At 68.1% G+C, this 24,637-nt stretch carries 23 protein-coding genes; 9 read left to right on the top strand and 14 right to left on the bottom strand.

The annotated features are described in order from the left end of the window. The first annotated feature begins 3 nt into the window (after positions 1–3). Positions 4–627: a glutathione S-transferase gene (locus tag HWX87_RS13895; RefSeq protein ID WP_176047641.1), complete on the top strand. Its 624-nt coding sequence runs from the start codon at positions 4–6 to the stop codon at positions 625–627. Between the two features lie 88 nt (positions 628–715). Here HWX87_RS13895 and HWX87_RS13890 read toward each other — a convergent pair whose 3' ends face one another. Continuing rightward, complete coding sequence (locus tag HWX87_RS13890; RefSeq protein WP_176047640.1) at positions 716–2,128, bottom strand: serine hydrolase; 1,413 nt, start codon at positions 2,126–2,128, stop codon at positions 716–718. 193 nt (positions 2,129–2,321) lie between these two features. Next, positions 2,322–3,494: a hypothetical protein gene (locus tag HWX87_RS13885; protein ID WP_176047639.1), complete on the bottom strand. Its 1,173-nt coding sequence runs from the start codon at positions 3,492–3,494 to the stop codon at positions 2,322–2,324. Positions 3,495–3,783: 289 nt separating this feature from the next. On the opposite strand from HWX87_RS13885, the gene HWX87_RS13880 reads away from it, so the two are divergent. The 5 genes from HWX87_RS13880 to HWX87_RS13860 all read left to right on the top strand — a co-directional run bounded on the left by HWX87_RS13880 (position 3,784) and on the right by HWX87_RS13860 (position 7,849). Then, the gene (locus HWX87_RS13880; protein WP_176047638.1) at positions 3,784–4,203 is read left to right on the top strand and encodes an HIT domain-containing protein; all 420 of its coding nucleotides are present in this window, start codon (positions 3,784–3,786) and stop codon (positions 4,201–4,203) included. Positions 4,204–4,456: 253 nt separating this feature from the next. Further along, the gene (locus HWX87_RS13875; protein WP_176047637.1) at positions 4,457–4,621 is read left to right on the top strand and encodes a hypothetical protein; all 165 of its coding nucleotides are present in this window, start codon (positions 4,457–4,459) and stop codon (positions 4,619–4,621) included. 156 nt (positions 4,622–4,777) lie between these two features. Continuing rightward, complete coding sequence (locus tag HWX87_RS13870; RefSeq protein WP_176047636.1) at positions 4,778–5,437, top strand: isoprenylcysteine carboxylmethyltransferase family protein; 660 nt, start codon at positions 4,778–4,780, stop codon at positions 5,435–5,437. A gap of 378 nt (positions 5,438–5,815) precedes the next feature. Continuing rightward, the gene (locus tag HWX87_RS13865; RefSeq protein WP_176047635.1) at positions 5,816–6,253 is read left to right on the top strand and encodes a hypothetical protein; all 438 of its coding nucleotides are present in this window, start codon (positions 5,816–5,818) and stop codon (positions 6,251–6,253) included. A gap of 759 nt (positions 6,254–7,012) precedes the next feature. After that, positions 7,013–7,849, top strand: coding sequence for a bifunctional allantoicase/(S)-ureidoglycine aminohydrolase (locus HWX87_RS13860; RefSeq protein ID WP_176047634.1), 837 nt, complete (start codon positions 7,013–7,015; stop codon positions 7,847–7,849). Positions 7,850–8,003: 154 nt separating this feature from the next. Here HWX87_RS13860 and HWX87_RS13855 read toward each other — a convergent pair whose 3' ends face one another. Next, positions 8,004–8,930 (bottom strand): LysR family transcriptional regulator, encoded by a 927-nt coding sequence (locus HWX87_RS13855; protein WP_176047633.1) that lies wholly within the window; start codon positions 8,928–8,930, stop codon positions 8,004–8,006. 118 nt (positions 8,931–9,048) lie between these two features. Between HWX87_RS13855 and HWX87_RS13850 the strand changes: the two genes are divergently transcribed. Beyond that, positions 9,049–10,482, top strand: a complete 1,434-nt coding sequence (locus HWX87_RS13850; RefSeq protein ID WP_176047632.1) for an aldehyde dehydrogenase family protein — start codon at positions 9,049–9,051, stop codon at positions 10,480–10,482. A 282-nt stretch (positions 10,483–10,764) separates the two neighbouring features. On the opposite strand, the gene HWX87_RS13845 is transcribed toward HWX87_RS13850, so the two are convergent. Further along, positions 10,765–11,562: an aminoglycoside phosphotransferase family protein gene (locus HWX87_RS13845; protein WP_176047631.1), complete on the bottom strand. Its 798-nt coding sequence runs from the start codon at positions 11,560–11,562 to the stop codon at positions 10,765–10,767. A 241-nt stretch (positions 11,563–11,803) separates the two neighbouring features. On the opposite strand from HWX87_RS13845, the gene HWX87_RS13840 reads away from it, so the two are divergent. Together HWX87_RS13840 and HWX87_RS13835 are read left to right on the top strand one after the other, a co-directional pair. Continuing rightward, positions 11,804–13,924 carry a PBP1A family penicillin-binding protein gene (locus HWX87_RS13840; RefSeq protein WP_176047630.1) on the top strand — a complete coding sequence of 707 codons (2,121 nt, stop codon included), beginning with the start codon at positions 11,804–11,806 and terminating at the stop codon, positions 13,922–13,924. Between the two features lie 8 nt (positions 13,925–13,932). Continuing rightward, a complete protein-coding gene (locus HWX87_RS13835; protein ID WP_176047629.1) occupies positions 13,933–14,544 on the top strand; it encodes a trimeric intracellular cation channel family protein in 612 nt (203 codons plus the stop codon). A gap of 31 nt (positions 14,545–14,575) precedes the next feature. Here HWX87_RS13835 and HWX87_RS13830 read toward each other — a convergent pair whose 3' ends face one another. The 10 genes from HWX87_RS13830 to HWX87_RS13785 form a co-directional block, all read right to left on the bottom strand. Further along, positions 14,576–14,965 (bottom strand): VOC family protein, encoded by a 390-nt coding sequence (locus HWX87_RS13830; protein WP_176047628.1) that lies wholly within the window; start codon positions 14,963–14,965, stop codon positions 14,576–14,578. Positions 14,966–15,071: 106 nt separating this feature from the next. After that, a complete protein-coding gene (locus tag HWX87_RS13825; RefSeq protein WP_176047627.1) occupies positions 15,072–15,893 on the bottom strand; it encodes a heme ABC transporter ATP-binding protein in 822 nt (273 codons plus the stop codon). Positions 15,894–15,912: 19 nt separating this feature from the next. Beyond that, positions 15,913–17,001, bottom strand: coding sequence for an iron ABC transporter permease (locus HWX87_RS13820; RefSeq protein WP_176047626.1), 1,089 nt, complete (start codon positions 16,999–17,001; stop codon positions 15,913–15,915). A 15-nt stretch (positions 17,002–17,016) separates the two neighbouring features. Continuing rightward, entirely contained in the window at positions 17,017–17,934 is a 918-nt protein-coding gene (locus tag HWX87_RS13815; protein ID WP_176047625.1) for a helical backbone metal receptor, read from the bottom strand. Continuing rightward, a complete protein-coding gene (locus HWX87_RS13810) occupies positions 17,931–19,022 on the bottom strand; it encodes a ChuX/HutX family heme-like substrate-binding protein (protein WP_176047624.1) in 1,092 nt (363 codons plus the stop codon). The genes HWX87_RS13815 and HWX87_RS13810 overlap by 4 nt, the downstream gene beginning before the upstream one ends. A gap of 49 nt (positions 19,023–19,071) precedes the next feature. Continuing rightward, positions 19,072–21,342, bottom strand: coding sequence for a TonB-dependent hemoglobin/transferrin/lactoferrin family receptor (locus HWX87_RS13805; protein ID WP_176047623.1), 2,271 nt, complete (start codon positions 21,340–21,342; stop codon positions 19,072–19,074). A gap of 239 nt (positions 21,343–21,581) precedes the next feature. Further along, entirely contained in the window at positions 21,582–21,809 is a 228-nt protein-coding gene (locus HWX87_RS13800; RefSeq protein WP_176047622.1) for a hypothetical protein, read from the bottom strand. Positions 21,810–22,002: 193 nt separating this feature from the next. Then, positions 22,003–22,395, bottom strand: coding sequence for a DUF6232 family protein (locus tag HWX87_RS13795; RefSeq protein ID WP_176047621.1), 393 nt, complete (start codon positions 22,393–22,395; stop codon positions 22,003–22,005). Between the two features lie 124 nt (positions 22,396–22,519). After that, positions 22,520–22,780: a DUF2866 domain-containing protein gene (locus tag HWX87_RS13790; RefSeq protein ID WP_176047859.1), complete on the bottom strand. Its 261-nt coding sequence runs from the start codon at positions 22,778–22,780 to the stop codon at positions 22,520–22,522. Between the two features lie 208 nt (positions 22,781–22,988). Further along, complete coding sequence (locus HWX87_RS13785; RefSeq protein ID WP_176047620.1) at positions 22,989–24,146, bottom strand: porin; 1,158 nt, start codon at positions 24,144–24,146, stop codon at positions 22,989–22,991. Between the last annotated feature and the right edge of the window lie 491 nt (positions 24,147–24,637).

Here is a 24,637-nt window from a genome sequence, read left to right as displayed (position 1 = left end):
TGCATGCTGCACATCCTCGGCAAGATTCCGTCCATCAACGTCCGCAAGGTGCTGTGGCTGTGCACCGAACTGAACCTGCCGTTCGAACAGGAAGACTGGGGCGCGGGCTTCCGCACGACCAACGATCCGGCCTATCTCGCGCTGAATCCGAACGCGCTCGTGCCCGTCATCAAGGACGACGACTTCGTGCTCTGGGAATCGAACACGATCATCCGCTACCTCGCGAACCGCTACGGTGGCGATGCGCTGTATCCGGCCGAGCCGCAGGCGCGCGCACGGGTCGACCAGTGGATCGACTGGCAGGGCGCGGACCTGAACCGCTCGTGGGTCGGCGCGTTTCTCGGCCTCGTGCGCAAATCGCCCGATCATCAGGATCCGGCCGGCATCGCGCAGTCGATTGCAGGCTGGACGAAGCACATGCACGTGCTGAACGCGCAGCTCGAAAAGACGGGCGCGTACGTGGCCGGCAACACGTTCACGCTCGCGGACATTCCGATCGGCCTGTCGGTGAACCGCTGGTTCGGCACGCCGTTCGAGCATCCGGATCTGCCGGCGGTGTCGCGCTACATCGAACGTCTCGCGACGCGCGAGGGCTTCAAGCAATACGCGGGCAGCGCGAATCCGTAAGGCCAGGCGGGTCGCACGTGAAGCGGCAGTGCTGCGATCGCTGCCGCTTCACGCCTGATGCATCGATCCACGTACCCGCCGTCACACGTCACGCGCCTGGCGCCGGCACCGCATCGAGCACGCGCGCGAGAAACGCCTCGTGATTCCACGCGGATTCCGGCCGCGACAGCCCGAGCCGCACGACCACCAGCTGACGGCTCGGCACCACGCTCACGAACTGGCCTTCATGGCCGACCGCATGAAACGCGTCGGCCGGCATCGCGCGCGCTTGCGGATCGCGATCGTTGAACGGCTCCGGCACCTTGACCCACAGCTGCGCGCCGAACTCCTGCCGCTCCGACTGCGGCGTCGCGCGCGTCAGGTAGCGCACCCAGCCTTCCGGCAGCAGCCGCTGCCCGTTCCACGCGCCGTCCTGCAGCAGAAGCTGTCCGAAGCGCGCCCAGTCGCGCGCGCTCGCATACATGTACGACGGGGCGACGAGCGTGCCGGACGCATCGGGCTCGAACACCGCGCTGCGCATCCCGAGCGGCGCGAACAGCGCGCGGCGCGGATACGCAAGGTAGTCGTCCTCGCTGCCGCCCAGCGCTTCGCGCATCACGCGCGCGATGATCGCGCTCGTGCCGCTCGAGTAGTACCACTGCGTGCCGGGCGTCGCGGCGAGCGGTTTTGCCGCAGCGAACCGTGCCATGTCGGGCTGCGTGAACAGCATCACGGCGACGTCGGACAGCGGGTCGTCGTAATCCTCGTTGAATTGCAGGCCGCTCGTCATCCGCAGCAGTTCGTCGAGCGTGATGGCCGTGCGCGGGTCGCCGCTGCCGCGCCAGTCGGGCAGCAGTGCCGACGCGTCGGGCGACAGCTTGTGCTGCGCAACCAGCGTGCCGATCAGCGCGGCCGTCACGGTCTTCGTCATCGACCAGCCGGGCAGCGGCGTGTCGGCCGTGAAGCCGGGCGCATAGCGTTCGGCGATCACCTGGCCGCGCCACATCACGACGACCGCGCGCGTGCGCCGCGGCCGTGCCGGATCGGGTTCGTCGAACGCGCGGTCGAGCGCGGTCTGCAGCTTGCGCGCATCGATGCCGGCGGGCGGCGTGGCCGGCGCGGGCGGATCGGACGGCGGATCGGCGAGCGGCGGCAACGCGGCCGGCAAGGTGGCCGACGTCGCGCCGGGCGAGGCGCCGGGCGCGAGCGTGCAGCCGAGCCCCGGCCGGAAGTCGGCTGCGCGTTCGGCGAAACCGGCGAAGGTCGCCGTCGCGCGATGGTGGTCGCGGTCGAGCGACGGGCGCACCAGCTTCAGCAGCGGATGGACGCCGGCCATGATGTCGACGTCGATCACGGACGCGGCTGGCCGGCCCGACACGAACACGCCGGAACACAGCGCCTTCGCCGCATAGCCGGTCGCGATCGGCGCGAGCCGGGACAGCATGTAGCCGGTGTAGCCGACCGCGGCAACGAGCGCGAGCGTGACGCCGCGCAGAATCAGCTTCTTGAGGGGGATCGTCATGCGCGAGCGTCCTCGGTTGTCTGCAGGCAGGCCAGGAACCGGCAGTGTCGCAGGTTCGGGCAAGCGGTGGCAATCGCGGGGGCGGGCGACGCCGGGCCGTGTCAATCGTGCGCATGGTGCCCGGCGTGTGCGACCCGGTTGTGTCGGTCGCGGAGGGGCGAACGGGCCGCGTGCGGCCCGTTCCGGCGACGTGTCATTGCATGTTGCTGTCCGGTCGCAGGGTCCAGACCGTCGCGGTATTCGTGTTGTCGTCGACGGCCGCGAACTGCGGCTGGCCTTTGCTGCTTTGCCCGAACGCCAGGCCGAATGCCGACCCCGGCGCGGTATCGACCTGCATTTGCGCGATGAAGCGGCCGTCCACCGTGAATTCGACGATCTCGCTCGGCTGCAGCGGGTCGGGATTGACCGCGTCGCCGTTGGCGGTCACGAGATGGCCGTTCGGCGCGAGCGCCAGCGCGAGCGGCCCGTGCAGGTGTGCCGCGTCGAAGTAGATCATCCGTCCGACGCCGCCGTTACGGTTGGTCGACGCGGCGTTCTGGATCGCGAATACCGCGTTGTCGCCGGTGGAGGCGACATACAGCACGTCGCTGTTCGGGTCGTACGCGAGACCGGTCGGGCCGACGACGAGCGCGCTGGGATCGGTCCGGTTCACGTAGCCCGACGCGATGATGCGCGAGCCCGGCAGCATCGTGACGCCGTCGCTGCCGATCGCCAGCTCGATCCGCGCGACCGTCCCGTTCAGCACGTTCGACACGAATGCGGTGACGCGCTGGCCGCGATCGATCACGGTCATGTCCCACGGCCCGTCGAGCAGCGTGGCGCTGACCAGTTGCGTGACGAGGCCGCCTTGCGGATTGATGACGAGCAGCGAGCCCGGGGGGACCACGGTCTTGCCGTCCGGCGCCGGGACGTTGCCGACCAGCACGAAGCCGCTGCGCAGCACCGCGAGCGCGGTCGTCAGACCGACATTGCTGCCCTGGAAGAACGTCGCCGGCGTATGGCCGGGCGACAGCTTCACGATCGTCGTGCCGGTGCCTTGCGCGTTCGACGCCGAGTTGAAGTTGGACACGACGACGTCACCCGGTTTCAGCGTGCTCCACGACGGCACGCCGCGCGGCACGAACGCGATGCCGTACGGATTGACGTCGCCGTTGGCGGGCACGGTCGACGCGGTGACCGACGAAATCGGCAGGATGACGTCGTTGCCGCCGGCCCATGCGAAAGCCGACGACAACGCGACGAGTCCGGCGCCGCAAGCCGCGCGGCATAGCGTGCGCGCCATCGTGCGACAGGCACGCGCGACGCTTGGCCGATGAGCGGTGAAGTCGGTCGGGGCGGGCGAACGACAGGAAGGGAGAGGGTCCATGGCATGTCTCCGGTTGATGATCGCGAGCAGTCATCCCGGCTGCCGGCCTGCGCAGCCGACGGGTGTCCGGTGCGGTTGCGCGCGCTTGCCGAGCGAAACCGCACTCGAAATAAACGGATGGCGCCGGCCGGATATTCCATTCGGCGACACACGTTGCGCGCGCGTCGTCGTCGATTGTTCGCTGCGTTGACGCCACGGCCTGACAAGTTGAAATCCGGCCCGCCATCGGTCGATAATCGTCCGGCATTGCACTCCCGGTCCCACTGTCCAACCGATATCGGAAAACGCCATGTCCTATGACAACAACAACCCGTTCGCCAGGATCCTGCGCGGCGAACTGCCTTGCGTGAAGGTCGCGGAAGACGACGCGACGCTCGCGATCATGGATCTGATGCCGCAGGCCGACGGTCACGTGCTCGTGATCCCGAAGGAGCCGGCCGCGCAGATCTTCGAGCTGTCCGGCGACGCGGCCGCGGCCGGCATCCGCATGACGCAGCGCGTCGCGGCGGCGGTGCGCGCGGCGCTCGAGCCGGACGGCGTGTTCATCGGCCAGTTCAACGGCGCGGCGGCCGGCCAGACGGTCGCGCACGTGCATTTCCACGTGATCCCGCGCTGGGAAGGCGCCGAGTTGCGGATGCACGCGCGCGAGATCGCCGACGCGGCGACGCTCGAAACGCTCGCGCAGCGCATTCGTGCGCGTTTCGTGTAACGGGTCGATTGCACGCGGCACGGCAATGGCCCGCCGGCCGGACGCCGCGCCGCCCCCGGTTGTTTCAGCGGTCACGCGAGGTAACACGTGTAACCGCTGGCGAAACTCGGCCGGCCAGGCCCGGCGCTAGACTCCGCGCATTGCATCATCGAGCGACAGGAAGGGCGGATTGCCTCTTCGTGCCGGCCGCCGCCAGTTGCGGCGGTGCGGCTTTCGCGAGGTGCCATCCGTCTTTCGCGCCGGGAATCGAGCCATGACCAGACTTCTCATCACGCTTGCCCTGATCGGCGGCCTGTCCGGCTGCTACATCGCGCCGCCGTACGGCTACGCGCCCGCGCCGGGCTACTACGGCTATGCGCCTGCGTATTACGCGCCGCCCGTCAGCGTCGGGATCGGCGGCAACTTCCGCATCCGCTGATCCGGCATCGCGCGCGAGCCTTGGCCGCACCGGCCCGGTTCGCCGCCTTGCGCCGGAGGATTCGTACGGATTCGCGCGCCGCATGACGGCCGCGCACGGCACTTCGTGCGCGCACTTCCTATACTTCACAGGAAAGCGCATCCCCGCGAGGCCGTCATGACCGTCACCCGCAAGGTCGCCGTCCTGTCGGGCGTCTCCACGCTCGTCTATCTCGGGCTCGCCGTGCTCGGCAGCGGCGGGTTCAACGCGTTCTTCTCGCATCCCCCGCTGACCGTCGTCGTGATCGCGACGCTCGTGATGGCCGTCGCCGCGCTGTTCACCGAAGGCAACCTGAGCAGCGGCGAGCGCGAGAATCGCGACAACCGCTGGGTGCTCGCCGCATTCGCGGTGAGCGGGTTCCTGCTCGCGTACCTGCCGGCGCTGACCGACCGGCTGGAGGTCTGGACCTTCGGCGGCGACACGGTGCGCTGGATCGGCGTCGTGCTGTTCATCGCGGGCGGCGCGCTGCGGATCTGGCCCGTGTTCGTGCTCGGCAAGCGCTTCAGCGGGCTCGTCGCGATCCAGCCGGGTCATACGCTCGTGACCGACGGCATCTACCGCCACATCCGCAATCCGAGCTACCTCGGCCTGCTCGTCAATTCGGTCGGCTGGGCGCTCGCGTTTCGCTCGGGCGTCGGCGTGCTGCTGGTCGTGCTGACGCTGGTGCCGCTCGTCGCGCGCATCCGCTCGGAGGAGGCGCTGCTGCGTGCGCAATTCGGCGCCGAATACGATGCCTATTGCGCGCGGACCTGGCGGTTGCTGCCCGGCGTGTACTGACCCCGTCATCTCTCCCTGATCGCCGCCCGGGGCGCACGCTTGCGACGCGTGCCCGATGTGTTGCCACGTGTGTCTCGAACGCGCGACGCCGCGCATGGCGGGACTGTCGCCGCACGGGTCCGGCCCCTTGCCGGAGTCAATGCCGGCGCGGGTTTCAGGCGATTTCGGGGTGCCCGTCCGACATCCTGTATTCGTAAACAACTTGTTACCAGAATGTCCACGGCAAGGGGGCGGGACCGGTGCTATTCTTCGCCGCAAGCTCATTGAAATGAATTGGTCCGCGGTTCGGCACAATGCCTGACCGGATGTCGATCGATTCAGATCGTCGTACCGAGCGGACCTTCAATAACCAGATCGTGAACAAGGAAGAATACGGGAATGTGGAAGAAAATCGCCCCCACTCTCGTCGTCGCCGTGCTGACCGGCGCGACGTCGTTGCCGGCACTGGCCGGTGACCTGAACAACGCACTTGGCGGCGCGCTCGGCGGGGTTGCCGGCGCAGCAGTCGGTGGTGCAGTCGGCGGCAGCACCGGCTCGGTGATCGGCGGCGCGATCGGCGGCGGCGCCGGCGGCGCGGTGACGTCGAATCGTCGCGAGCGCACCGGTGCGATCATCGGCGGCGCACTCGGCGGCGGTGCAGGTACCGCGGCGGGCAACGCGATGGGCGGCCGCACGGGCGGCCTGCTGGGCGCGGCCGTCGGCGGCGGCGCCGGCGCGGCACTCGGCGGCAACATGTCGCGCAGCTCGTACGAGCGCGATCACGGCGACCGCGGCTATCGTCACCGCAAGCATCGTCATCACCGCGACTGGGACTGATCGCCGCGGGCGCAGCACGGTGCGCGACATGCGCACCGGCGCGCCGACGGCGTCGGCACCCGACGCGAGATTCGGCCCGGCGGCCTGCCGGGCCGTCATCGCCGGCCTCACCGGCGATCCCTCCCGGCTTCATCAGCCGCTGCCATCCGCCCGATCGACGGGCCGGCAATCACCCTCCCGCAGCGCTTCCCCATTGCTCGACGACCTGACCTGCCGCGTATGAACGCGCCCGGGCAGAATCCGCGTGCGTCATCACGAATCGTTCATCCGTCCGTTCCGGCCTGACGACCCCGTCGCTTCCCTCTCGATTCGCACGGCCGGATGGGTCGCGGCCCCAGCGCGGCCGTCAGGATTTCCCTGATAGCCAGCGCGCCTCGTAACGCCCCTTCGCCGCGCATCGCGGGCGCCGGCAGGTAGTGGGAAATCGAATGGATATCATCGCAACATTTAATTGGTCGATCTCGATCGACTTCGCTATCGTCAACGATGCCCGCGTACGGAGTCGAACGTGCCGCCGGCCGCGCCTCGCCGCATGATCGCGAGCGCCGCGGCCCGGCCACCGGACCCAACAACCTGGGCCGCCGCGTCCGATGAACCGGACGGACCCGACGCGAAGCCTGGCCGACCGAACGAAGGCGCATGCGCTTTCAAGCCACCCCGGCAACGATGTCCCGCCGCCGCATGCGTGCCCCACGCGCGTGCGAACCGCCCGATGCCGTTTGCGCCAGGGGCCGGACCAACCCATTGCCTGGATGCAATATGTCTAAGACAACGTATTACGCGCCGCATGGCGGCCACCCGCCGCAGACGGATCTGCTGACCGATCGCGCGATGTTCACCGAGGCGTACGCGGTGATCCCGAAGGGTGTGATGCGCGACATCGTCACGAGCTGGCTGCCGTTCTGGACGAACACGCGCCTGTGGGTGATCGCCCGCCCGCTGTCGGGTTTCGCCGAAACCTTCTCGCAGTACATCGTCGAAGTGAATCCGGGCGGCGGCAGCGACAAGCCCGAGCAGGACAAGAACGCCGAAGCCGTGCTGTTCGTCGTCGAAGGCGAAGCCGAGCTGACGCTGCAAGGCACGAAGCACACGCTGAAGCCGGGCGGCTACGCGTTCATTCCGCCGGGCGCGGACTGGACGCTGCACAACGTGAGCGATGCTGCCGTGCGCTTCCACTGGGTGCGCAAGCATTACCAGGTCGTCGACGGCATTCCGCTGCCGGAAGCGTTCGTGACCAACGAGCAGGACGTCGAGCCGATCCCGATGCCGGGCACCAACGGCGCATGGGTGACGACGCGCTTCGTCGACATGAGCGACATGCGTCACGACATGCACGTGAACATCGTGACGTTCGAGCCGGGCGGCGTGATTCCGTTCGCGGAAACGCACGTGATGGAGCACGGCCTGTACGTGCTGGAAGGCAAGGCCGTCTATCGCCTGAACCAGGACTGGGTCGAGGTCGAAGCGGGCGATTTCATGTGGCTGCGCGCGTTCTGCCCGCAGGCATGCTATTCGGGTGGCCCTGGCCGCTTCCGCTACCTGCTGTACAAAGACGTGAACCGTCACATGAACCTGACGCTGAACCCGGCGCGCTAAGCGCTGCGTCCGCGGTCGAATGTGAAAGCCCGCCGGTGCATGCCGGCGGGCTTTTTTCATGGGCGGCGGTTGTACGCCGCGCCGGGACGCGCATGTCGATGGCAACGCCGTAACCGTGCCGTCGCCCGAACGGTGGCGCGCGCCACCCCGTGCGTCATCCCTTGTGCCCGTCGCGCAACGGTGCAGCGGTCAGGCGCAGCTCATGCGCCAGGTCGATCAGCGCGCGCAACCGCGCGGGCACGAAGCGATGGCCCGAATAGTAGAGCCGCAGCCCGCCGAACGACGGGCACCACGGCTCGAGCACCGGCACCAGCGCGCCGCTCTCCAGTTCTTCCTCGATGAACCATTCGGAGATGAAGCCGATACCGAGCCCGAACAGGGTCGCCTGCTTGATCGCCGCCATTTCGTTGAGCACAAACCGCACGGGCAGGTCCATCTGCAGCTTCTGTCCGTGGCGTTCAAGCTCCCAGTGGTAGATGCCGCCGTGGGCCATGCGCATGCCGATGCTCTGGTGCTCGAGCAGGTCGCGCGGATGGCGCGGCGTGCCGTGGCGCTTCAGGTACTCGGGCGTTGCGACCACCAGCATGCGGATATCGCGCGACAGCGCCACGGCGATCATGTCCTGCGGCACGGCTTCGGCCAGGCGGATGCCGGCGTCGAACCCCTCGGCGACGATGTCGATCAGGCGCGACTCGCTCACGATGTCGATGCGAACGTCGGGGTAGCGCTGCGCGTACGGATGGAACAGCGGCCCCAGCAACAGATGCGCGGCCCCCTGTGGCGCGTTGATGCGCAGCGTGCCGCTCGGCGTGTCGGGCCCGGTGGCGGCTTCCTCGCCGGCGCTCCTGATCTCGGCAAGCGCGGGCGCGATGCGATCCACGTAGCGCTGGCCCGCATCGGTCAGTGACACGCTGCGTGTCGAGCGGTTGAAGAGGCGCACCTTCAGGCGCGCTTCCAGTCCGGCCACGGCGCTGCTCACCGCCGTCGTCGACATGCCCAGCTCCAGCGCCGCGCCGCGAAAGCTTGCGCGGCGCGCGACGGCCAGGACCACTTCCAGCTCGGTCATTCCGGTGCGGTGCATTGATTGTCCTGATTTTCGGGATGAGTCATCAGCGATAAGGCGGCTTATCAGAACAGTAATGTATTCCTAGACTGCGTGTCATGACGGCTTGTCGGATACGCACACAGGAGTACGCACCATGCAACGCATCGAACAGATCTACATCAACGGCGAATTCGTGACGCCGCACGGCCAGGAATGGTTCGACCTGCACGACCCGAGCACCGAGCAGGTCGTCGGGCAGGTCCGCCTCGGCGATGCGCAGGATGCCGAGCGGGCGATCGCCGCGGCCAAGGCTGCGTTTCCGGGCTGGTCGCGCACCACGCGGGCAGAACGGATCGCCGCGCTCGAGCGCATGCGCGACGCCGTCGTCGCGCGGGAAGACGACCTGATGGAGGCAGTCGTGACCGAATACGGCGCGCCGGCCGAGCGCGGCCGCTGGATGGCGACCTATCCGGCCGACACCATCCGGCAGGCCATCGCCGCGCTGGAGACGTTTGCATTCGAGGAGCAGGCCGGCTCGGCCCGCGTGATCATGACGCCCGTCGGCGTGGCCGGCCTGATCACGCCGTGGAACAGCGATGCGGGGTTCATCTGCAACAAGCTGGCTACTGCGCTGGCGGCCGGCTGCACCGCGGTCATCAAGCCCAGCGAGATGAGCGCGATGCAGACGCAGGTCATCACCGAGGCGCTGCATGCGGCGGGCTTGCCCAAGGGGGTGTTCAATATCGTCAACGGGCGCGGCGACGTGGTCGGCGATGCGATCTCGCGCAGCCCCGACGTCGCGAAGATTTCGTTCACCGGCTCGTCGGCGGTGGGCCAGCATCTGGTGAGCGCCGGCGCGGCCACGATGAAGCGCGTGACGCTGGAACTCGGCGGCAAGTCGCCGACGGTGGTGCTCGACGATGCGGATTTCGCGAGCATCATGCCGCTCGTGCTGCAGGCGGGATTCATGAACAGCGGCCAGGCATGCATCGCAGGTACGCGCGTGCTGGTGCCGCACCATCGGCTCGCGGAATTCGAACACGTGATCACGCAGGCGGTGGCGCGCGTGCGCTCCGGCAATCCGCGCGATGCCGGTACCGACATCGGGCCGATGGTCAGCGCGAAGCAATGGGAACGGGTGCAAAGCTACATCCGCATCGGGCAGGAAGAGGGCGCGGTGCTGCTGGCGGGCGGCGAAGGGCGACCCGAAGGCCTGCAAGCCGGGTGGTTCGTGAAGCCCACGGTGTTTTCTCGCGCGAACAACCGGATGCGGATCGCGCAGGAAGAAATCTTCGGCCCCGTGCTGACCATCATCCCGTACGAAGACGACGCCGATGCGATCGCCATCGCCAACGATACGCGCTACGGCCTGAGCGCAATGGTGCTGGGCAAGGACCCCGAACGCTGCGAGCGCGTGGCGCTGCAGATCGATTCCGGCCGTGTGCTCGTCAATACGCTGGCCCACGAGCCGCTTGCGCCGTTCGGCGGCTTCAAGCATTCGGGGCTCGGGCGGGAAATGGGCCGATGGGGCATCAGCGCTTATCTGGAACCCAAGACCCTGATCGGGAGCGCAAGCCGCGGTGCGTGAGCAGGTACTCGCATTCGATGCCCCTGTACGCCGTGCAGGGGCGTTTGCGTGTCTCATACTGCTGCATCACACACGTATCGCCGGTGATCGGGAGCGCGAGCCGGGTCGCGTGAGCCGGCACTCGCATTCAATGCCCCTGTACGCCGTGCAGCCGCGTTTGCGCATCTCATGCGGCTGCATCCCGCACGTATCGCAGGTGAAAGGGCGCTGCCGGTGATTGCAAGTCTCGGCGGTGGAACGGGCGCATGCGGCGCGTCCTGACGATGCGCGTGCGTTGCGTGCCTACAAGCCGGATGCGCGCGCGGCGAGTTGCGCGACCGCCAGCGACGTATCGGGCGGCAGCCCGTCTTCCATCGACCACACGGCCGACAGGCCCGCCCACGCGAGAATCCATTGCAGCAGCCGTTGCCGTTCAAGCTGCGCGGCGTCGGCCACGAGCGCGACGCGCCGCTCGAAACGCACGGGATCGACCGCAATGTCGCGCGCGGGATTGCAGAACAGGTTCGCGTAGTCGAACGTGCGCTCGCCGCGCAGCGCTTTCGGGTCGATCGCGAGCCAGCCGCGATCGCCGAAATGCAGGATGTTGTCGTGATGGATGTCGCCGTGGAGGACGGTTTCGTCGAGCGTCGGCGCTGCCAGCAGCGTGCTCGCCGTTGCGGCCGACCGGCGCAGCACGCCGTCGGGGCCGCCGTATGCCAGCAGTGCGCGAAACCAGTCGTGCAGCGGCACGACCTGCGAAGGCGGCTGCGGCGCACGATACGCGTGCAGCCGTGCGACGACATCGCATGCGATGTGCATCGTGTCGTCGTCGTGGCCCGCTGCCGACAAGACGGCCAGCGACGGCGACGGCTGCGCGCGTTCGAGCAGGATCGCGTCGCCGTCGTGCTGCCACACGCGGGCGGCGCCGTGCCCGTTCCACCACGCCATCAGTGCGTTGCCGCGCCGCTCTTCGTCACAAGTGGCGACCTTCAGCATCGCCGGCCGGCCTTGCCAGGCGACGGGCAGCAGGCCGCCGTTCGCGGTCAGGATCGGGCCGCCGTCGGGAACGAGGCTCCACAGGCCGAGGTATCGATCGAACATCGCACGATGGTACAAGCGAACCGGATCGCTTGCCGCGTGCTTTGCCGCGACGACATGCCGCAGGCCCGCACATGCCGCGCGAACGGCCCCGGGCGCGCCTTCCTAAATAAAATTTAGCCAGCCAAACTTTGGCTAAAGAATGTTCCGGTTTCGGGCCATCCCTTCGACAATGCGCGCCTTCCGTGACCGGTCGGCGCCCATCTTGCGCCGGCCGTCGCGGGCACTGAAGAAGGAGCCCGACATGACCGACCACACCGCCAACTCTCCCCCGCAACCCGCGCCGCCGCCGCGCCGCCGACGCGTGTGGCGCACGCTCGCGGGCGCGCTGCTGGGCCTGACGCTCGCGTGCGCGGGCATCGGCGCATGGACGATCAATCGCATCTGGACGCAACTGCCGTCCGTCGAGCATCTGGCCGTCTATCGTCCCGCGCTGCCGCTGCGGATTTTCTCGCGCGACGGCGACTTGCTCGCCGAATACGGCGTCGAGCGGCGCGAGTTCGTGCCGCTCGAACGCATTCCGCCGCTGATGCGACACGCGCTGCTCGCGGCCGAGGACGCGAAGTTCTACGAGCACGGCGCGGTCGATATCGGCGGCCTCGCGCGCGCGACGTTCGCGAACGTCGTCACGGGGCAGCCGGGGCAGGGCGGCAGCACGATCACGATGCAGGTCGCGCGCAACTTCTACCTGACGCGCGACAAGTTGCTGAGCCGCAAGCTCGCCGAGATACTGATGGCGGCGAAGCTCGAACGCGAATACAGCAAGGACAAGCTGCTCGAGCTGTACATGAACGAGATCTACCTGGGCGAGCGCGCGTACGGTTTCGCGGCTGCCGCGAACGTGTATTTCGGCAAGCCGCTCGACGCGCTGAGCGCGGGCGAAGCGGCCGTGCTCGCGGGGCTGCCGAAAGCGCCGTCCGCGTTCAACCCGGTCGTCAATCCGGCGCGCGCGACCGCGCGGCGCAACTACGTGCTCGGGCGCATGCATGCGCTCGGCCAGCTCGACGACGCGACCTATCGCGCGGCCGTCGACGCACCGATCGCGCTGGCGACCACGCCGCCGCCGGGGATCATCGCGGCGCCGTACGTGGCCGAGCGTGCGCGCCGGATCATGGTCGAGCGGTTTCATGACGATGCATACACGCTCGGCCTCGACGTGACGACGACGATCTCGATGCGCGACCAGCGCGCGGCCGAAGCGGCGCTCGAGCGTACGCTGAACCGGCAGCCACGCGCGAAGCGCGATGCGCGCAACGGGCTCGAAGGCGCGCTCGTGTCGCTCGATGCGGCCACCGGCGACATGCTTGCGCTGGTCGGCGGCGCGGATTTCAATCGCAACGTGTTCGACCATGCGCTGCAGGCGTATCGCCAGCCGGGTTCGAGCTTCAAGCCGTTCGTGTATTCGGCGGCGCTGGAGAAGGGCTACTTCCCCGGCGTGCTGGTCGACGACACGCAGCGCACGCTCACACGTGCGGAAACCGGCGCGCAGCCGTGGCGTCCGCGCAATTTCGGTAACCACTACGAAGGCTTCATCCCGGTGCGGCGCGGGCTCATGCGCTCGAAGAACCTGGTTGCGGTCAGCCTGATGCAGGCCACCGATGCGCGCTACGTGCAGCAGCACGCGGTGCATTTCGGCTTCGACGCGCAGCGCAATCCGGCGTCGCTGCCGCTCGCGCTCGGCGCGGGCGCCGTGACGCCGCTCGAACTCGCGAGCGCCTACGGCGTGTTCGCGAACGGCGGCACGCGGATGGAGCCGCGCCTGATCCTGTCGGTGAAGCAGCGTCACGGCGGCGCGATGTACGAAGCGACCGCGCCGTCGGGCGAGCGCGTCGTATCGGCGCGCAACGCGTTCGTGATGGACAGCATGCTGCGCGACGTCGTGCGAGCCGGCACCGCGCGCGGTGCGCTCGCGCTGCGCCGCGACGACGCGGCCGGCAAGACGGGCACGTCGAACGGTTCGAAGGACGTGTGGTTCGCCGGCTACTCGTCGGGCATCGTCGCGGTCGCATGGCTCGGCTACGACACGCCGCGCCCGATGGGGCGCGCGACCGGCGCGACGCTGGCGCTGCCGGTCTGGCTCGACTACATGAAGACGGCCGTCGACGGACGGACGCCGGTCGCTACGACGCCGCCGCAGGACGTCGCGCTCGTCGACGGCGATTTCGTCTACGCCGAATACACGCGCGGTACCTGCACGGCCAACGTGCCGGCGTATATCCGCAGCCGCTTCGCGTGCGGCGGCATGGCAGCGGCCGATGCGCTCGACGCATCGGGCGACAGCGGCAAGCATGACGAACCGATGCCGGCCGCCGTCGATGCGGCCGAGCGCGAACGCGTGCTCGACCTGTTCCGGACCGACGATTGACGCGCACCATGCATACGCTTTATCTGATTGCAATCGTCGCGGAAGCGATGTCGGGGGCGCTGATGGGCATGCGCCGCGGGATGGACCGCTTCGGGCTCGCGCTCGTCGGCGCGGTGACGGCGCTGGGCGGCGGCACCGTGCGCGACGTGCTGCTCGGCCACTATCCGCTCGGCTGGATCGCGCATCCGGAATACCTGATGATCACGCTGGTCGCGGCGACTGTCGCGTCGTGGGTGGCACGGCATGTCGCACGGATGAAGACGCTGTTCGTCGCCGTCGACGCGATCGGCCTTGCGGCGTTCACGATCATCGGCTGCGACGTCGGCGCGTCGACCGGCACCGCGCCGATCATCGTCGTGCTGGCCGGCGCGATCACGGGCGTCTGCGGCGGGATGCTGCGCGACCTGCTGTGCAACGAAATGCCGCTGATCCTGCGCGAGGAGCTTTATGCGAGCGTCGCGTTCGTCACGGGCGCGCTGTATGTCGGCATGCAGCATCTCGGCATCGACGCAGGGTTCGCGACGATCGTCGCGCTGGCAGCCGGGTTCTCGATGCGGATGCTCGCCGTGCGGTTCGGATGGAAGATGCGAACGTTCGGCGCGGCGGACCTGGAGCACTGAGTGCTCGCGGCCGCGCCTGCCGTGCCGGCGTTCAGTCGGGCTGCATCACCTGAAAGACGTTCCCTTCCGGATCGATGCCGTCGAGCAGCTGGTACGGGAAGCCGTCGAAGCGCTTGATGTCGCGCACGGTGACGCCGTCGCGGGCGAGCCGGTCGCGATATGCGTCGATGTCGATGTCGGCGTCGATCCGGAAGACGAGTTTTACGTTGTTCGTCACCGGGTTCGCATTCGCCGGCGCGGCCGCATGGCGGAACGCCGGGCCGGCCAGATGCAGTGCGAGTTCGATTGCGCCGGCGTCGAGCACGGCCCATTCACCGTCGATTTCCTCGATGACGGGCAGATCGAAATGGCGCTGATAGAACGCCTTCAGCAGCGTGACGTCCTGGACGTACAGGATGATGCGGGTCATCGGAGCGGGCATGCGAGGTTTCCTCGAAGGGGATGCGCGAAGCGCGCATGACGCTGCCTGAAAGTTCGGCATGCTGATCGAAGGCCGTGTAACGGCCGCTCGGCGTACGCCCGCAGCGTCATGCCGGGACCATCACCGGCGGTGCTCCGTCGCCGGTTTCCACCATCTTCACCGCGAATCCATAGCACTGCGCGATATGCGCGGGCGTCATCACGTCGCGCGGTGCGCCGTGCGCGACGATCGTGCCGTCGGCGAGCATCGCGATCGTATCCGCGTGCCGTGCGGCGAGGTTCGGATCGTGGACGATCGCCAGCACGCCGAGCTGCCATTCGCGCGCGACCGCGCGCACGGTGTCGAGCAAACGATGCTGGTGCGCGAGATCCAGCGCGGCAGTCGGTTCGTCGAGCAGCAGGTAGCGCGGGCCGTTTTCCGTCGCCTCGTCGTCCGGCCACAGCTGCGCGAGCACGCGGGCGAACTGCACGCGTGCGAGTTCGCCACCCGACAGCGTGGTGACGTCGCGGCCGACGAGCGCATCGGCGCCCGCGCGTTCGAGTGCGCGCCACGCGATGTCGCGATCGTGGTGCGACGTCGCGCCGCTGCGTCGCGCATGCGGATAGCGGCCGAGCAGCACGATTTCGTCGACGCTGAACGGGAAGGCTGGCTGGGCGGCCTGCGGCAGCACCGCGCGCAGGCACGCGAGCCGCGGCGCATCGATGCGCGCGAGCGGTTCGCCGTTCAGCGTGATGTCGCCCGTCACGCGCACACCGGTCGGCGCGACGCTGCCGGTCAGTTCGCCGGCGAAGGTCTTCAGCAGCGTGCTCTTGCCCGCGCCGTTGCGGCCGAGCAATGCGGTCACGCGGCCGGGTTCGATCGACAGCGACAGGTCGCGCAGGATCGCGTTGTGCCGGCGGGCAACGTCGAGGTGATGGGCAGTCAGCATGGTCGTCGTGAAGAAAGGATTACCCGCCGAGCGCGCTGCGGCTCTTCCACAGCAGCGCGAGGAAGAACGGCGCGCCGAGCAGCGCGGTCAGCACGCCGAGCGGAATTTCGGCCGGTGCGGCGACCGTGCGTGCGGCGAGATCGGCGGCGAGCGTCAGCAAGGCGCCGAGCAGTGCGGCGCCGGGCAGCACGATGCGCTGGTCGGGGCCGCATGCGAGCCGGACGCAATGCGGCGCGACGAGCCCGATGAAGCCGATGATGCCCGCGCACGACACCAGTGCGCCGACCGCAAGCGCGACCGCGACGAGCACGCGCCGCTTCAGCCGTTGAACGGGCACGCCAAGATGCAGCGCTTCGGTTTCGCCGAGCTGCAGGGCGTTCAGCGCGTCGCGTTCGCGCGCGAGCAGCACGCAGCCGATCGCGACGCACGGCGTGACGGCCGCCAGCGCGGACCATTGCGCGCCGCCGAGGCTGCCGAGGCTCCAGAAGGTCAGCGAGCGTAGCTGGGCGTCGTCGGCGACGAACGTGAGCAGCCCGATCGCCGCGCCGACCAGTGCGTTGATCGCGATGCCGGCAAGCAGCAGCAGCGGCAGCGCAAGCCGGCCACGCGACGCGGCAAGCCGGTAAACGAGCGCGGCGACTGCGAGCGCGCCCGCGAACGCGGCGACGGGCAGTGCGGCCGCGCTCACGTGCGTGGCAAAGAGCGCGGGGCCGAGCACGATCATCGTCGTCGCGCCGAGTGCGGCGCCGCTCGACACGCCGACGAGGCCCGGATCGGCGAGCGGATTGCGGAACAGCGCCTGCATCGCGGCGCCGGTCGCGCCGAAGCCGCCGCCGACCAGCAGCGCGAGCGCGACGCGCGGCGCACGGATGTCGAACAGCACCGCGCGCGCCTGCTGCGCGGCGGCATCGCCGGTCAGCGCGGCCCAGGCTTGCGCAAGCGGAATGCGATACGCGCCGACACACAGCGCGACGACGGACATCGCGCACACGAGCACGGCGAGCGCGGCCAGTGCGAACGGCGCAAGGCGGCGCGACGTGCCGACGCGCGCGGCGCCGGAGCGCGAGGCGGGCGACGGCGCGGAGAAGGGCGAAGCGTGAGCGGGCATCGGGGGGATCCGGAATCAGGCGAGCGCATCCGACAGGCGTCGGTGCAGGGTCGTGACGGCGAGCGGCAGGCGCGGGCCGAAGCCGAGCAGGAACAGCGCATCGAGTGACACGACGCGTTGCGCGCGGCCGGCCGGCGTCGCGCTGAAGCCGGGTGTGGCGAGCAGCGCGGCACGACCGCCGACGGCGGCGAGCCCTTCATCCGAGATCAGCACGATGTCGGGCGCGGCTGCCGCAAGCGCCTCGGTCGTCAGCGGCTTGTAGTGATCGAAGCCCTGCATCGCGTTGCGTGCGCCCGCGTAGCGGATCATCGCGTCGGCAGCGGTGCGCTGGCCGGCGACGAGCGCCTGGTTGCCGGTATGGTTCAGCACGAACAGCACGCGCGGCGGCTGCGCGCCGCCGGGCACGCGCGCGGCGACCGTGTCACGCGCGCCCTGCCAGTCGCGATCGAAGCGTTGCAGCAACGCGGTACCGGCATCGCGTACGTCGAGCGCCTGCGCGACGCCGGTGATCTTCGCGCGCACCGATTCGACGTCGTGGCGTTCGTCGAACGTCGTGACCGCGACGCCTGCGCCTTTCACCTGCGCGATCGCGGTGGGCGGGCCGGCTTCCGCCGACGCGAGCACGAGATCGGGCCGCAGCGACAGCAGCCCTTCGGCCGACAGCGCGCGCTGGTAGCCGACCTTCGGCAAACGCTTCGCGGCGTCGGGATACGTGCAGGTCGTGTCGGCGCCGACGAGCCGGTAGCGCGGCGTCTCGGCGCCGCCGAGCGCGAACGCGGTTTCCGCGAGCGCGCCGCCGATCACAACCACGCGCTTCGGAGCAGCTTGCGCAACCTGGGCGAGCACGCCGGCGGGCAGCGCGCCCGCCAGCGCACCGGCCGCCGCGCCTGCGAGGACTGCGCGGCGGCGCGGATCGAACGACCGCGCGCTCACCGCGCGTCACCGTATGCGGCTGCCGGCAGCGTCGCGACGAGCGCGCGCCAGTCGTCACGTTCGACCTTGCCGGGCTTGCGTTCGCCGAACAGCAGCGCGACGTGGTCGCCCTGCCGGTCGAACAGTTCGAGCGACGTGACGATGCCGTCGCTCGTCGGCTTCTTCACGACCCAGGCGGCGGCGATCAGGTCTTCGCGCACGTGCAGGTTGAAGTTCGGATCGAGCACGTTGATCCACGCGCCGACTTCACGCACGTTCGCGACGGGGCCCGTGTGGATCTGGATCATCCCCGCGTTGCCGACGAACACCATGATCGGCTGGCCGCTTTGCGCTGCCTGCTGGAGCACGTGGCGCAGCGCGTGCGCGGTCTCGACCGGATACGCATATTGCGGATCGGCGAGGCGCAGCGCCTGCATGCGGCTCACGCCGAAGCGCTGCGTGATGCCGAAGAACTGGTGCGTGTCGGTCATCGCGTCCCACGCGGCGCGAAAGCCCGCGACGTCGATCTCGGTGTCGGCGCGCTCGGGTGTCTTCGGTGCGGCGGGCGCGACGTCGAGGCCCGGCTCCTGCGATGGCGCGCGCCAGCGTTCGACGAACGCGTCGTACGCGGCGTGGTCGCTGTGCGCGCGCAGGTAGACCTTGTGGATCGCATGGCCCTGCGCGTCGAAGAACTGCAGGCTCTTGAGCGGGCCGTGCGCGGTCTCGTCGCGCACCGCGAACGCCGACACCCAGTGACGATAGAAGATGCGCAGGTCGATGTCGCCGAGCGCGAGGCCGACGGGCCCGTCATGGCTCATCTGCGCATATTCGCCGTCCTTCTCGTGGACGGCCGTGTCGTTGCGCGTGAGCGCCATCACACGGCCGAGGCGCGGCATTTCCTCGAACATCGCCGGAAAGCGCGCGTCGAGCCGCACGACATGCTCGCCGACGAATGCGGCGAGCGCCTCGCCTTCGCTGACGCCGAGCGCCTGCGCGACATCGCGGTTGCGCAGCTGACGCTCGGTCTTGAGCTTGATGAACGCGTCGCGCAGCGCGGCGGCTGCGCGGGCCGGGCTGGCCGATTGACCGGGAAGGGCGGATTGCATCATGTCGGACTCCTTCAAGTAACGGTTGGGGTGGTTGCGCGGGCGGCGCGCATCAGAAATCCACTTTCATGCTGACGGCGACCGTGCGGCCGGGCGACGAATACGCATCGAGCACCTGAGAATCGGCCGCGATGCCGCGCACGTCCGACCAGTTCCAGTACTTGCGGTCGAACAGGTTGCGGATGCCGATCGTCGCGCTCACGTGCTTGTTGAAGCGGTAACCGCCGCGCAGGTCGACGACGAACGACGACGGCGGCGTGAAGCAGGCCTTGTTCGAGCAGTCGGACTTGTCGATGTCCTTGTCGCGTTTCGCGGCCTGGAACAGCAGGTCGGTCTGCACGTACCAGCGTTCGGTCGGCTCATAGCGCACGCCGAACACGGCGGAGAACGGGTTGACGGTGTTCAGCGGCTGGCTGGCCGCGCCGTTGTTCTGCGTCGAGCCCTTCGTGAACGCCATCGCCGTCTTCAGCGTGATGCCGTTGGGCATCACCCATTCGGCGCGGCCTTCGAGGCCGTGAATGCGCGCATCGGCGAAGTTCACGTACTGGAACACGAACGGGTCGGCCGGCCGGCCGCTGCCGGCGATCGTCGTGCGCGAGATGAAGTTGCGGTAGCGACCCGTAAACGCGGCCGCGCTGTAGCGCACCACGCCGTAGCCGGTGCCGGCCTTGCCGCGCAGGCCGGCTTCGAACGTGTCGCTCGTCTCGGGCTTCAGGTTCGGATTGCCGATCGACGTGTAGCCGTACACCGGGTTCGAGAAGCTGCTGTTCACCTGGTCGGGCGTCGGTGCGCGGAAGCCGTGCGCGTACTGCACGTACGGAATGACCGCCGGCGTGATCTCGTAGAGCACGGCGACGCGGGGCGACAGTTCGTTCGCGCTCGTCGACACGGCCTTGCCGGTGAACAGCGGATCGTTTTCGGTCGGGCTCAGCCGGTACGTGTCGAAGCGCAGGCCCGGCGTGACGAGCAGGCGGCCGTAGCCGATCTGGTCCTGCACGAACGCGCCGAACAGCGTGTAGTCGGTGTCGGGGAACGCCTTGTTCGGGAACGCCTCGCCCACGCCCGGCACCGTGCCGTCGCGCAGGTTCGTCACGCGCGACAGGCTGCCGTCGACGCCGTACAGCAGCTTGTGCGCGAACGGGCCGGTCGCGAAGCCGCTTTCGGCGAACGCGGAGCCGCCGAACGTGCGTTCCTTGTACTGGTTGTCGCGCGAACGCGATTTCAGCGGCGCGCCGCGCGTCTCGAACGCGTACTGGTCCTGCTTCGCGTCCTGGTAGTAGAACTGCACGTGCGCGGTCTGGAACCAGCGGAACGCGTCGTCGCGGAAGTCGTAGTCGACGCTGAAGCGGTTGCGCTCGAGCCGGTCGTTCGTCGTGAGGCCGAGCGTGTTCGGCGGATTGATCGCCGACAGCACATCGGTGCTTACGCGCCGCTGCACCGTTTCCGCAGTGAACTTGATCGTGTCGCGCGTGGTGGGCGTCAGCACGAGCTTGCCGAGCAGCGATTCCGAGTAGACGTCCTGCGGATTCGACGTGGTGCGCAGCGTGCTCGCCGAGTTGTTGCTGCCGCGCGTGTCGACTTCGTGGCCGCGCCGGCCGTCGGCGATGATCATCCCCTGGATGCGATCGTTGCCGCCCGCGGCCGACACGGTCGCGCCGACGCTGCGGTCGGTCGAGTCGTAGCTCGGCCGGAACGAGAAGTAGTAAGGCTTGTTGTAGATCGACAGCAGGTCGCGCGGATCCTTCGTGATGAAGTTCACCGCGCCGGTCAGGCCGTCGCTGCCGTACAGCGCCGACGCCGGGCCGAGCAGGATCTCGATGCGCTTGAGCGTGTCGAGATCGGCGTAGTCGCCGCGCCCCGCTTCGAGCGGGCCGAACGAAAACGCGTTCGGCAGGCGGATGCCGTCTTCCATCAGCAGCACGCGATTGCCTTCGAGGCCGCGGATGTTGATGCTCGAATCGCCGTCGCGGCCGCCGCCGAGCGCGGCGCTGCCTGGCCGGTACGCGGTGCGGCGCACCGTGATGCCCGGCTCGTAGCGCAGCGCGTCCTTGATGTTGGTGGCCTGCTGTTCCTCGATATCCTCGTCGGTGATCACCGACACGGACGCCGCCGTGCGGCTCACAGCGCTGGCCGTACGGGTGGCCGTGACGGTGACGGGGTCGAGCAGCGCCGCATCGCCGCGTGGAGACGCGGCGACGAGGACGGTGGAAGGCGGGGTGGCGCCTTGCGGCGACGAATCGGCGTGAGCCGTGGCGGCGGACAGGCCGAACGCGCCGAACAGCGCGGCACAGATCGGCCGCCGCGCCAGCGTATAGCAATGCACAGGTGGTCTCCCATTGACGATAACAAGCCCGAAGGCTGGCTGGGTGACGCGTTCACCTGGCTGGCCCGTTCGCGCGCGACAGGCGGCAAACGGCAAATTGAAAGGCAACTGACAACTTTACCAGTGTAAATGAGAATTATTATCAATACAAGAACGAAACGCGGTGCGCGTGAGTGAGCGCTCGCCTGCGCGGCTCGTGCGAGCCGCGGCGGGAATTTCGGGAGAAATGTGCGGGCCGGTCAGGCCAGCGCTTCGATGCGGATCAGCAGGTTGCGCGCATGCGAGATGAACGCGTCGTGCGTCGCGCGATCGCTGTGAATATCGAGGCCCGCCTGTTCGGCGAAGACGATCTGCTCGGTGTAAAGGTCGACGAGCGCACGTCGTGCGTCAGGGGGAAGCGCGCGGATCATCGACACGATCAGCAGCTCCTGCGCGCGAAGCATGCCGGACAGCGATTGAGCGTTCATGCTGGCCTCCTCGGACGATGCGGCGGCGAGCCGCTCTTTCCATACTAGGCGGTCGGCGGTCGCAGCGCAGGTGCGGGACGGGAGATGACGCGCGGGAATACGATTCGACGAGGCACCCGCACGCACGCGCCGAAACGCGCCGCGTGCGTACCGCCGCAGCCGCGAATCAACGCGTGCAGCCGGGAGCACGGAATCAGCTGGCGGTACTGGCGCTCTTGGCGGCCTGCGCATCGCGCACGACCTGCGCGACGCGTTCGACGAACTCGGCGTCGGTGCTCGACAGCGCTTCGCGCTTGCCGTCGGGCATCTCGACCATCAGTCGGTACGTGACGTCTTGCGTGGCCCAGGCGAGGTAGCCGACGACGGCGAGCATCACGCCGACGACGAGCGCGGCGCTCGATGCGCCGATGCCGCCTGCGACGGCGATGGCCGCGCCGATCAGCGAGATCAGCGACGGAACGAGGCGGTTCTTCGGAATCTTGACGACATCGACGTGGCGGATGTCACGCAGTGCGAATACCTGCCCGGCGGCCGACAGGCCGTTGCGCGTGACCATGACGCCACGTTCGTTGAATGCGTTTTCCATCGTGTGTTGCGTGGACGAAAACGCGCAGCGTAGCAGGTTTCGTTGCCGCGTCAAACGAGACCGACTGCCGCACGACGCGTGCGGCATGGCCGAAAGACGGGAAGCGGGTGGCGGGGGAACGCGTTCAGAACTGCAGCCGGCCGTCGCCGTAAAGCCGGCCCGGCATGTGCGAGGCGACGACCTCGGCGATCTCTTCGTCGGTCGATTCGGCCGGCACGATCTGGCGCCGCGCGGGCGCGTCGAGATGCATCGTCCATTCGACGAGACGATACGGGCGGCCCCATGGACGCTGCATTTCGACCGATACGCGGCAACTCTGGACCGGCATCGAGTGTTGGCACGTCAGAATCGCGTGCAGATGGCTGAAAACGGTATCTTCGATCATCATGGCCTCCGATCCTGTCTTGTGGGCAATCGATGGTGGCGCCGTCGGCGTGTCTAAAAAAAAAGCCGCCGATGCTCAGGCGGCCAACAGGGGGGGTGAGAGCATCCTCTCAGCCCAGAATTAAGCGAAACTTAAAAGCACATAAAAAAGCGCCCCGCGTGGAGCGGGGCGCTTCTTGCCGTCGTGATCCGCGAGTTAAGCGGATGCTTTAGAACTTGTGACGGATACCGATACGTGCGGCGATCTGGTTCTTCGAACCCGTGCCCGACGTGTTGAAGTAGCTCGTGCTCGAGCCGATCTGCGCTTGCACGCCCTTGCCCGAAGCTTGCTGGTACACGACCAGGCCGTACACGTCCGTACGCTTGCTGAGTGCGTAGTCGGCGATACCGTTGACCTGGTTCCAGTGCCACGAGTTGCCGCTCTGCGTCGCGTTCGTGTACGTGTAGCCGAGGCCGCCCGACAGAGCCGGCGTGAACGCGTACTTCGCGCCTGCTTCGTACGCGTTGTAGAACGTGCCGCCCGCGCCCGACACCGTCGAGAACTGCGTACGCGTCCACAGCAGCCATGCCGTTGCCGGGCCCCACACGTAACGGCCACCGACGCCGTACGTACGCAGGTCGCGGACGTTGCCCGTGCTGATGTTCGCGATCGTCGTCGAGAATGCCGGCGACGACTGGCTCGGGAAGCGGATGTCCGTGTACGCTGCGCCGACCGACAGCGGGCCGTTCGCGTAGTTCAGGCCGAAGCTGTATGCGCGCGACGAGCCTGCGGTCGTCGTCGTGCCCGACGTCGTCGCGGCTGCGCCGGCGAAGTCCGTCGAGTTCGAGAAGCCGTACAACGCGCCGAACGTGAAGCCCGAGTAGTTCGCGCTCTGGAATTTCACGGCGTTGTTGATGCGGCTCGACGTGAGCTGGTCGATGTCGTTCACGTGGTACGCGTAGTTACCCGCGACCGTGTTGCCACCCGTCGAGTAGTTCGAACCGAGGATGTCGGTCGAGAACGAGTACTGGCGGCCGAACGTGACCGTGCCGTATTGCGACTGGCTCAGGCCGACGTAAGCCTGGCGGCCGAAGATCGCGCCACCCTGGCCGAGCGTGCCGTTGCCGCTGTTGAAGCCGTTTTCGAGCACGAAGATCGCCTTCAGGCCGCCACCGAGGTCTTCGGTGCCGCGCAGGCCCCAACGGCTGCCCTGGGCAACGCCGTCGTCATACTTGAACAGCTTGCCCGAGCCGCCGTTGGCGGTCTTGCTGTGGTTCACGTAGCTGATACCGGCATCGATGACGCCGTACAGCGTCACGCTGCTTTGTGCGTGCGCCGTGCCGGCCGTTGCTGCCAGGGCGGCGATGGTCAACAGTTTCTTGTTCAAAGGATTCTCCGAGCGAATAAATGGCGTGTCCAGTTGCGGTTCCGGCGCTCTCTGTGGGCGCTTTCACGTACCGGACGCAACTTTATCGAGAGGCCACGTAATGAATATGACAGCGACTGTCATATGAAGAATGTGTGGCGTCGATGCGACATTAGGGCCTGCTTGCATATGGAACGTGCATGCGTTGCCACGAGAACGGCCGCTCGCGAGGCGCGTGACGCCGCGAATACTTGTGTATTCGCAAGGAGCGCAACGCGGCGAGCGGCCGTTCTCGTGGCAACCCCAAACTAAAAATTCAATCCACGGGAATGCCCGAAATCGCCCGCATGGCGGCGTCGCTCGTCGCTTGTTTGGCGCGGCCAAACGGCGCTCCTCACTTCTTGCCCTGCGAGCGATTTCGGGCATTCGCATGTACGTTCCATATGCAAGCAGGCCCTAAATTCTGCCCGCTTGTATAGCCGGTGGTTATACCGATTCAGACTGAGATTCGA

The organism is Burkholderia sp. BCC1644 (genome assembly GCF_902833225.1).
Lineage (GTDB): Bacteria > Pseudomonadota > Gammaproteobacteria > Burkholderiales > Burkholderiaceae > Burkholderia.
The sequence above is the reverse complement of the archived record's forward strand: the minus strand, read 5'-3'. Positions and strand labels throughout refer to the sequence as shown.

Bases quoted from the DNA above. Each gene is read 5' to 3' on its own strand.
- HWX87_RS13855 (WP_176047633.1), bottom strand. From the start codon at position 8,930: ATGCACCGCACCGGAATGACCGAGCTGGAAGTGGTCCTGGCCGTCGCG.
- HWX87_RS13885 (WP_176047639.1), bottom strand. From the start codon at position 3,494: ATGGACCCTCTCCCTTCCTGTCGTTCGCCCGCCCCGACCGACTTCACC.
- HWX87_RS13835 (WP_176047629.1), top strand. From the start codon at position 13,933: ATGCATACGCTTTATCTGATTGCAATCGTCGCGGAAGCGATGTCGGGG.
- HWX87_RS13860 (WP_176047634.1), top strand. From the start codon at position 7,013: ATGTCTAAGACAACGTATTACGCGCCGCATGGCGGCCACCCGCCGCAG.
- HWX87_RS13880 (WP_176047638.1), top strand. From the start codon at position 3,784: ATGTCCTATGACAACAACAACCCGTTCGCCAGGATCCTGCGCGGCGAA.
- HWX87_RS13810 (WP_176047624.1), bottom strand. From the start codon at position 19,022: ATGATGCAATCCGCCCTTCCCGGTCAATCGGCCAGCCCGGCCCGCGCA.
- HWX87_RS13895 (WP_176047641.1), top strand. From the start codon at position 4: ATGCTGCACATCCTCGGCAAGATTCCGTCCATCAACGTCCGCAAGGTG.
- HWX87_RS13875 (WP_176047637.1), top strand. From the start codon at position 4,457: ATGACCAGACTTCTCATCACGCTTGCCCTGATCGGCGGCCTGTCCGGC.
- HWX87_RS13865 (WP_176047635.1), top strand. From the start codon at position 5,816: ATGTGGAAGAAAATCGCCCCCACTCTCGTCGTCGCCGTGCTGACCGGC.
- HWX87_RS13825 (WP_176047627.1), bottom strand. From the start codon at position 15,893: ATGCTGACTGCCCATCACCTCGACGTTGCCCGCCGGCACAACGCGATC.
- HWX87_RS13840 (WP_176047630.1), top strand. From the start codon at position 11,804: ATGACCGACCACACCGCCAACTCTCCCCCGCAACCCGCGCCGCCGCCG.
- HWX87_RS13890 (WP_176047640.1), bottom strand. From the start codon at position 2,128: ATGACGATCCCCCTCAAGAAGCTGATTCTGCGCGGCGTCACGCTCGCG.
- HWX87_RS13790 (WP_176047859.1), bottom strand. From the start codon at position 22,780: ATGATCGAAGATACCGTTTTCAGCCATCTGCACGCGATTCTGACGTGC.
- HWX87_RS13800 (WP_176047622.1), bottom strand. From the start codon at position 21,809: ATGAACGCTCAATCGCTGTCCGGCATGCTTCGCGCGCAGGAGCTGCTG.
- HWX87_RS13870 (WP_176047636.1), top strand. From the start codon at position 4,778: ATGACCGTCACCCGCAAGGTCGCCGTCCTGTCGGGCGTCTCCACGCTC.
- HWX87_RS13795 (WP_176047621.1), bottom strand. From the start codon at position 22,395: ATGGAAAACGCATTCAACGAACGTGGCGTCATGGTCACGCGCAACGGC.
- HWX87_RS13850 (WP_176047632.1), top strand. From the start codon at position 9,049: ATGCAACGCATCGAACAGATCTACATCAACGGCGAATTCGTGACGCCG.
- HWX87_RS13820 (WP_176047626.1), bottom strand. From the start codon at position 17,001: ATGCCCGCTCACGCTTCGCCCTTCTCCGCGCCGTCGCCCGCCTCGCGC.
- HWX87_RS13830 (WP_176047628.1), bottom strand. From the start codon at position 14,965: ATGCCCGCTCCGATGACCCGCATCATCCTGTACGTCCAGGACGTCACG.
- HWX87_RS13845 (WP_176047631.1), bottom strand. From the start codon at position 11,562: ATGTTCGATCGATACCTCGGCCTGTGGAGCCTCGTTCCCGACGGCGGC.